The 2,261-nt window shown below is 70.1% G+C and carries 1 protein-coding gene; it reads right to left on the reverse strand.

What is annotated here, in order from left to right; genetic code table 11:
• The coding region (locus GH736_RS21425; RefSeq protein WP_328596940.1) for a glycoside hydrolase at positions 1-1,946 on the reverse strand (1,946 nt) is incomplete at its 3' end.
• Positions 1,947-2,261: the final 315 nt, after the last annotated feature.

Here is a 2,261-nt window from a genome sequence, read left to right on the forward strand (position 1 = left end):
CCGGATGCCGCGTGCTCGAGGATCCCCTCGACGGCGGCATCCACGTAGCTCAGGTCCGCCGAGTAGGAGCCCTTCAGCTGCGGGGTGCCGACGGCGATGAAGTGCACCGTCGCGCCCGCGGCATCCGTCGCCAGGTTTCGGATGGTGGTGGCCGCACCCGTGGCGCCGGCCGTGAGCGCCTTGCCGCTCTGCGTGCCGACGAACTGGTAGCGGTGGCCGTCGCGGAGCGCGGGTGCGTCCGCTGCGACCCCCGAGACGCCGTCGATCACGAACGTGGTGACCGACTTGGCGGGCACCGTGAGCGTCGCGGTCTTCGCGGTACGGTCGATCGCCACCGGCGCGCCCTCGACGAGCGCGTTGGCCGTCGGGGCATCCGCCGACGTGGCCTGCGTCGTGACCACCGGCGTGACCGTGGCACCCTCGGCCAGGTCGCCGAAGTTCGACAGGTCGAGCGTGACGACGCGCTCGGATGCCGCGGTGTTCGTGTGCACGATGGTCGCCCCCGTGCCGTCGCCGCGCACGGCGGCCGTGCTCGACGCGTCGTCGACCGCCATGAGGTGGTCGCCCTCGTGGAGGTACTTCGTGAAGTTGCGGATGGTGTTGAACTTCGAGTTCACCTGCACGCCGCACTCGGGCGCCTTGCTGGAGTCACCGCCCGCGTCCGCGACCCGGCGCGCGGACTTCCAGACCGTGCCGCCGACCTCCTGGTAGGCCTTGCAGTCGAGGTCGATGAAGATCGAGCCCCAGTTGAGGTTCTCGCCCTGCGGCTGCATGTTGTAGAGGTCCTCGACGGGCTGCCAGAGCACCCACGCGTTCGGCTCGAGTTCACGGAGGTCGTCGTGGATGCGGCCGGCGATGCCGAGGCCGTTCTCGATGTTGACGGGGTTGAACCCGTTGACCCAGTTGCCCTCGATCTCGCTCATCCAGAGGTCGTTATCGGCCTGCTTGGCGAGGTCGCGCACGACGAGCCGGCCCGAGGTGCCGTACGTGTGCACGTTCATGCGGTCGACCTTGGCGCGCGTCGACGCCGGGTAACCTGCCCAGTTGGTCGCAAAGATGCCGGGGTTGGTCTCGTCCATGGCCGCGAGGCCGGCGTCGGTCGTGGTGGCCGGGTCGTCGAGCTCGGCGCGCACGTCGTCGATGAGCGAAACCTGGCGGGCGGGCCCCATGTGCATGCCCTCCTGTCGGCCGCCGACCGGCTTGCCGTTGCTGAGGGTCGTGCCCCAGTAGTTCGTGTTCGGCTCGTTGAACGGGTCGATCGTGTCGACCTCGATGCCGTACTCGTCCTCGAGGTGCTCGGTGACGTTCACGAGGTAGCTCGCGAACTGGGCCTCCGCGGCGGGCTTCAGCTGCTCGGACGTGGCGTTGAAGCCGCCCGAGACGTAGCCGCTCTCGGTCATGAAGTAGGGCGCCGAGTTGGCGAAGGTCTCCCAGTGGGTGATCTGGTCGTCTGCGGCGAGGCGCTCGACCCACCAGCGCTGGGTCGCGTCGGCATTCCAGTCGTACGATGCGGGGTCGTCGGCGTCCCACTTCGCGAGCAGCGCGTTGCGGTCGGCGAACCTCGTCGTGGTGCCGTCGTAGGTGCCGGCGGAGCCGTCGGGGTCGGCGGCCCACCAGCCGTCGACCGCGCCGCCCGGCCGGAGGTAGTCCTGCACGTCCGACGCGTTCCCGCCGCCGATGTTGTAGCGGGCGATGTTGAGGTCGAGGCCGTCCTCGCCGAACACCGCCTGGTAGAGCTCCTCTCGCAGTGCGGCCGGGTAGTCGCCGGTCGCGTTCGCGAACCAGACCAGGCTCGTGCCCCACCCCTCGAACGACTCGCCCTGGTAGGCGGGGTTCGGGGTGATGGTGATGCCGTCCGCCGCGGCCGCGGCCGCGGGCGCGGGCGCTGCGGCGCCGAGCGGAGCCGCGAGCAGGGCGCCGCCGAGCAGGGCTCCCCCGGTGATCATCGCGGTGAGCCGTGTGGCCCGCGCGTGCAGTCCTGCGGCCGGATTGGGCCGTCTCCCGTGCATCGTCATTGACGTCGTCCTCTTTCGCCGTTGAGAGTTCGTTGGGTCTGCGAGCGTGTTGACGTCAACACGCCCCCAGACGACGATACATGTTGACGTCAACATGTGGAAGAGGATCGGGCCGACTCGACGAGGAGAGGCCGAACCCGCGTTCTCCCGGCGCGTACCGCGGGTTCGGCATCGACTCGATCGGCGGCCCGGGCTCTCGCGGGTGAAGCGGCGGCGGCCCCGGCGCGGCGGGTTCAGGAGTCGAGC

Source organism: Agromyces humi (assembly GCF_009720255.1).
Lineage (GTDB): Bacteria > Actinomycetota > Actinomycetes > Actinomycetales > Microbacteriaceae > Agromyces > Agromyces humi.